General features: G+C 73.4%; 4 protein-coding genes. All 4 read right to left on the minus strand.

The genetic code is table 11. From position 1 onward, the window contains the following. Positions 1-428: 428 nt before the first annotated feature. Positions 429-2135: a dipeptide ABC transporter ATP-binding protein gene (locus tag EEJ42_RS34675; RefSeq protein WP_123106139.1), complete on the minus strand. Its 1707-nt coding sequence runs from the start codon at positions 2133-2135 to the stop codon at positions 429-431. Beyond that, positions 2135-3046, minus strand: a complete 912-nt coding sequence (locus tag EEJ42_RS34680; protein WP_123106141.1) for an ABC transporter permease — start codon at positions 3044-3046, stop codon at positions 2135-2137. Before EEJ42_RS34680 ends, EEJ42_RS34675 begins: the two co-directional genes overlap by 1 nt. Then, on the minus strand, positions 3043-4002 hold the full coding sequence (locus EEJ42_RS34685) for an ABC transporter permease (protein ID WP_123106143.1): 960 nt from the start codon (positions 4000-4002) through the stop codon (positions 3043-3045). The genes EEJ42_RS34680 and EEJ42_RS34685 overlap by 4 nt, the downstream gene beginning before the upstream one ends. 5 nt (positions 4003-4007) lie before the next feature. After that, the coding region (locus EEJ42_RS34690) for an ABC transporter substrate-binding protein (RefSeq protein WP_148082134.1) at positions 4008-5481 on the minus strand (1474 nt) is incomplete at its 5' end.

Raw genomic sequence — 5481 nt, forward strand, 5'->3', positions numbered from 1 at the left:
AAGCCCCCGAACCCCCGTTGCGGGGGCTCCGCCCCCGAACCCCCGCCGGGGCTCCGCCCCTGGACCCCGCTCCTCAAACGCCGGAGGGGCTGGGATTGGGGCACGTCCGCCCCAGCCCCACTCCCCCAACGCCGGAGGGGCTGGGTGGTACGCCCGGAGGGGCTGGTAGGCGGGGCCCCCGACCCGCGCTCCCCCGGCGGGGCGGATGTGCGCCACGTTGTGGGCAATCGTTCCGCAGAGGGGGCACCTCCCAGCGGTAGCTGGGGGAGGAACGGGTGGGCACAACCCACGCACCGGCCTGCACCCGGCGACGAGACCTCAAGGGGCAACGCCCCTCCCGGGGCCTGGGCCCGCGGGTGCGCCCTGGGGCGCAGGCCCGCGCGGGGTCCGGGGCCGCGCCCCGGTTTCGGGAAGGGGCGGGGTGGGGGCTAGCCATCCGCCGGCCGCCACCTGCGCACCCGGTGGGCACCGCCCAGGTCGGTCCAGACGTCCCCCGGCTCGGCGGCGTCCTGCCAGTCGTCGGCCGCCTCAACGACAGGTTCGGCGTCCGGGTCGGGTTCCAGCGCGGCGGCCATCAGCTGCCGCGTATACGGGTGGCCGGGGGCGGCGAAGACCGCGTCCGTCGGCCCCTCCTCCACCACCACCCCGTGCCGCAGCACCACCACCCGGTCGGCGATCCCCCGCACCACCGCCAGGTCGTGGCTGATGAAGAGGCAGGCCAGGTCCCGCTCCCGCCGCAGATCGTCGAGCAGGCGCAGCACATCGGCCTGCACGGACACGTCCAGCGCCGTGGTGATCTCATCCGCGATGAGGATGTCCGGCTCACCGGCCAGCGCCCGCGCGATGCCGATGCGCTGGCGCTGGCCGCCGGAGAGCTGCGCGGGGAGCCGGTCGGCGAAGTCGGCGTCGAGGCGGACGTCGGTGATGAGGCGGCGGGCCCTCGCAGCCGCCTCGTCACGCGAGGACACGGCCCCGAAGAACCGCAGGGGCCGCCGCACGGCGTCACCCACCGAACGCCGCGGGTTGAGCGACGTATCGGCGTTCTGGAACACGAGCTGGATCTTGCGCCGGAGCGCAAGCGGCCGCCGCCGCGCCGAAGCGCCCAAGTCCCCGTCCCCGTGGGTCATGGAACCGCCCGAGGGCCCCCGCAGCCCGGCCAGGGCCCACGCGAGGGTGGACTTGCCGCTGCCGGACTCGCCGACCAAGGCCAGCACTTCACCCCGCCGCACCTGGAAGGAGACACCGTCGACGGCCCGGGACGAGCCGTAGTCGATCGTCACGTCCCGCACCTCAACAGACGGAACCGCATCGTCCGGCACCGGCCGCTTCGGACGCACCTCCCGCGTCCCGTCCTCGCCGACGAGGGCGAGCCCGGCATCCGTCAGCCGGGGAACGCTGGAGAGCAGGCGGCGGGTGTACGGGTCGGCGGGGGCGGCGAAGAGCCTCCGGGTGGGGGCGGCTTCGACGACCCGGCCCGACCGGAGCACGCACACCTCGTCGGCCATCCGCGCGACGACACCCAGGTCGTGGCTGACGAGGACGGCGGCGAGGCCGAGGTCGTCGCGCAGGGAGCCGACCAGGTCCAGGACGGAGCGCTGGGTGAGCACGTCGAGTCCGGTGGTGGGCTCGTCCAACACCAGCACCTTGGGCCGGGTGGCGATGGCCATGGCGATGGCGACGCGCTGCTGCTGCCCGCCGGAGAGTTCGTGCGGGTAGCGGCGGGCGAGTTCGGCGGGGCGCGGCAGCCGGACCTGTTCGAGGAGGTCGGTGACGGGCACGTCGCCGCCCGCTTCGGCGATCTGCCGCCCGATGCGCATGGAGGGGGTGAGGGCCTGGCCCGCGTTCTGGGCGATCATCGCGACCGTACCGCCGCGCAGCCGCCGCAACTCCCGCGCCGGAAGGGCGAAGACGTCGTGCCCGTCGACCCGCACCGTGCCGCCCGTGAGCCGCGAGCCGTACCGCAGATGGCCCAGCAGGGTGGCGGCGACGGTGGACTTGCCGCTGCCGGACTCGCCGACGAGGGCGAGGGTCCGGCCGGGAAGCAGCTCGAAACCGACATCGTGGACGACGGGGATCTCCCGCCCGCCGGACCGGTAGGCGACCCCCAGGCCCGCCACGGAGACAACGGCACTCATCAGGAGCCCTCCCGGATGCGGTCGACGCCCCAGGCCTTGGACAGGCCGTCGGCGGCGAGGTTGAGCCCGACGACGAGGGTGGCCAGGGCGATGATGGGCGCGAGGCTGGCCATCGGCACGACGGTGATGGCGGTGCGGTTCTCGGAGACCATGAGGCCCCAGTCGGGGGTGGGCGGGTCGGCGCCGAAGCCGAGGAAGGACAGCGAGGAGATCAGCAGCACGACCCACGAGGCGCGCATGGCGAATTCGACGCACACCACGTCGATGATGTTGGGCAGCACCTCGCGCCGCAGGATCGCCCAGGTGCTCTCGCCGCGGGCGCGCGCCGCGGTGACGTAGTCCTGGGGGACGACGGCGAGCGCGGCGCCGCGGACGACGCGTACCACCTGGGGGACGCAGATGACGCCGATGGCCAGCACGATGACGCCGGAGCCGGTGCCCAGCGCGGTGACGATGACCAGCAGGACGAGGATCGCGGGGATGGACAGCACCGCGTCCAGGATCCGCATCAGCACATCGTCCAGCCAGCCGCCGCGCAGGGCGGCCGCGCAGCCGAGGACGGTGCCCAGCGCGATGGTGATGAGGGTCGCGGTGACGGAGACGCCGAGCGCGTACCGCCCGCCGTACACCACCCGGGTCAGCACGTCGCGCCCGTACTGGTCGGTGCCCGCCCAGTGGTCGGCGCCGGGTCCGAGCAGCGCGTGCGAGGCGTCGCCGACGGTGGGGTGGTACGGGGTGAGCAGCGGGGCGAGCAGCGCGATCACGAGGTGGACGGCGACGATCGCGAGCCCGATGGCGGCGGGGCGGGAGGAGCGTACGGTGCGCCAGGCGCGGGCGGCGGAGCCGGAGGCCCCTGACCGGGCGGACGGTGCGGGAACGGGGGCCGCGGCAGGCGTCTTCAGCGCGCTCATCGGATCCTCCCTCCTCGGGTGCGGAGCTTGGGGTTGAGGGCCATGGAGCCGAGGTCGGCGGCGAGGTTGCAGATGACGTAGACGACGGCGCTGATGAGGGCGATGGCCTGGATGACGGGCAGGTCGCGGTTCTGCACGGAGGTGAGCAGCAGCTTGCCGATGCCGGGGTAGTTGAAGACGTTCTCGACGACGGCGACGCCGCCGATGAGCCAGGCCACGTTGAGCGCGATCACGTGGAGGGTGGGCAGCAGGGCGCCGGGCAGCGCGTGCCGGGTGACCACGCGCCAGGTGGACAGCCCCTTGAGGCGGGCGGTGGTGACGTATTCGCTCGCCATGACGTCGATGACCGACGTACGGGCCATCCGCACGATGTACGCGGCCATCACGATGGCGAGCGACGCGGCGGGCAGCCACACCGCGGGCAGCAGCTGCCCGGCCCCGGCCCCCGGCCCGTACAGCACCACGGCGGGCAGCACGGGGACGGTGACGGAGAAGGCGAGCACCAGCAGGGTGGCCACGACGAACTCGGGGATGGACATCCCGACCAGGCTGACCGTGGAGATCACGTGGTCGGGCCAGCGGTCGCGGTAGAGCCCGGCGAGGATGCCGAGGACGAGTGAGCCGGTGACCGCGAAGAGGACGGTGACGACGGCGATCATGGCCGAGTTGCCGAGGTACTGGGCGACCTCGGAGCCCACCGGCTTGGTGGTGACCAGCGAGGTGCCGAAGTCGCCGTGGAGGGCGCCCTTGATCCAGTCGACGTAGCGCTCCCAGGCGGGCTGGTCGAGCCCCATCTGCTTGCGCAGCGCGGCGACCGCGTCGGGGGTGGCGTCCTTGCCGAGCACCTGGGTGGCGACGTCGCCGGGCAGCGCCTGGACGGCGAGGAAGACCATGACGGAGGAGAGCAGCAGGGTGCCGAACGCGGCGACGACGCGGCGGACGATGAAGGTGAGCACGTTCCTCACGCCCCCTTCAGGCCGATGCCGAGGTAGTCGAACTCGAAGCCGTGCTCGGCGTAGCCGCGCACCTTCCGGGAGATACCGGTGAGCCGGTCGGCGAACATCGGGGTGATCGCCCCGCCCCGTTCGATCACCAGGGTCTGCGCCTGCCCGTACAGCTCGCGGCGGCGGCCCTCGTCGGTCTCGCGGCGGGCCCGGTCGAGGAGCGCGTCGAACTCCTTGTCCGACCAGGCCGTCTCGTTGTACGAGGAGCCGCTGCGGAAGACCTGGTTGAGCAGCTGGTCGACGGGGCGCCCGGTGTACCAGTAGGTGGCCATGAGCGGCTTCTTCATCCAGATCTGGGTGTAGTACGAGTCGGCGGCCGCGGTCCTGACCCGGACCCGGATCCCGGCGCGGGCCGCGGACTCCTGGTAGGCGAGGGCCATGGGCGTGAAGATCGGGTCGTACGAGGACGTGTAGAGGTCCACCGCCAGCCGCTCGTGCCCGGCCCGCTTCAGCAGGTGGTGCGCCCGCTCGGGGTCGTGGGCGGGGTGGGCGGCGATGTGGGTGGGGTCGCTCGGCGGTACGGGGTTGTCCCAGCCGAGCGTGCCCGCGCCCTGGAGGGCGACCCTCCGGATGTGCTCGGGGTCGTAGGCGAGCTTCATGGCCTGCCGGACCCGTACGTCGGTGAACGGCTTCTCGGTGGTGAGCATCGGCAGCACGTACCACTGGGCGTTCTTCGACCGGGCGATGGTGGCGCGGCTGGAGGCGGCGATGACACGGGCGGTGGCGAAGTCCAGGTTCGTCTGGGAGAGCAGGTCGACCTGCCCGGCGAGCAGGGCGTTGGCCCGGGCCTGCATGTCGGCGACGGAGAAGAAGTCGATGGCGTCCAGCACCGGGCGCCCGGCCCAGTGGTCCCCGTACGCCACGACCCGGCCGGGTCCGGCGGCGGTGAAGGAGGCCAGTTTGAAGGGGCCGGTGCCGATGCCGGTGCGGCCGATGGACTTGGCGCTGCCGTCGGGGACGACGTAGCAGTTGTAGTGCGTGAGCAGGCTGGGGAACTCGGCGTGCGGGCTCTTCAGCGGGATCACGAGGGTGTGCGGGTCGGGGGTGCGCAGCCGCTTGGGGTCGATGAGCGGGGCGAGCACCGGGCCCTGCGGGGAGGCGGTCGCGGTGTCGAGGATGTGCCGCAGGGTGTAGGCGGCGTCGGCGGAGGTGAAGGCGGAGCCGTCGTGGAAGGTGACGCCGCGGCGGAGCCGGAAGGTCCAGGTGCGCGCCTTGGCGTCGGGCTCCCAGGACTCGGCGAGGTCGGGGGCGACCTTGCCCTCCTTGTCGACGCGGACGAGCCGGTTGTAGAGGGCGCCGAGGTATTCGTACGCGGACAGCGCGCTCGCCGGGTCCAGGGTCTCGGCGTCGGAGGCGGGCGGCCGGGCGATGCGCAGGGTGCCGCCGCGGTCGGGGCGCCCGGCCGGGCCGCGGGTGGGCACGGCCTCGGAC

Origin of the sequence: Streptomyces botrytidirepellens (genome assembly GCF_003721215.1) — a bacterium.
GTDB lineage: Bacteria > Actinomycetota > Actinomycetes > Streptomycetales > Streptomycetaceae > Streptomyces > Streptomyces himastatinicus.

Bases quoted from the DNA above. Each gene is read 5' to 3' on its own strand.
- EEJ42_RS34675 (WP_123106139.1), bottom strand. From the start codon at position 2,135: ATGAGTGCCGTTGTCTCCGTGGCGGGCCTGGGGGTCGCCTACCGGTCC.
- EEJ42_RS34680 (WP_123106141.1), bottom strand. From the start codon at position 3,046: ATGAGCGCGCTGAAGACGCCTGCCGCGGCCCCCGTTCCCGCACCGTCC.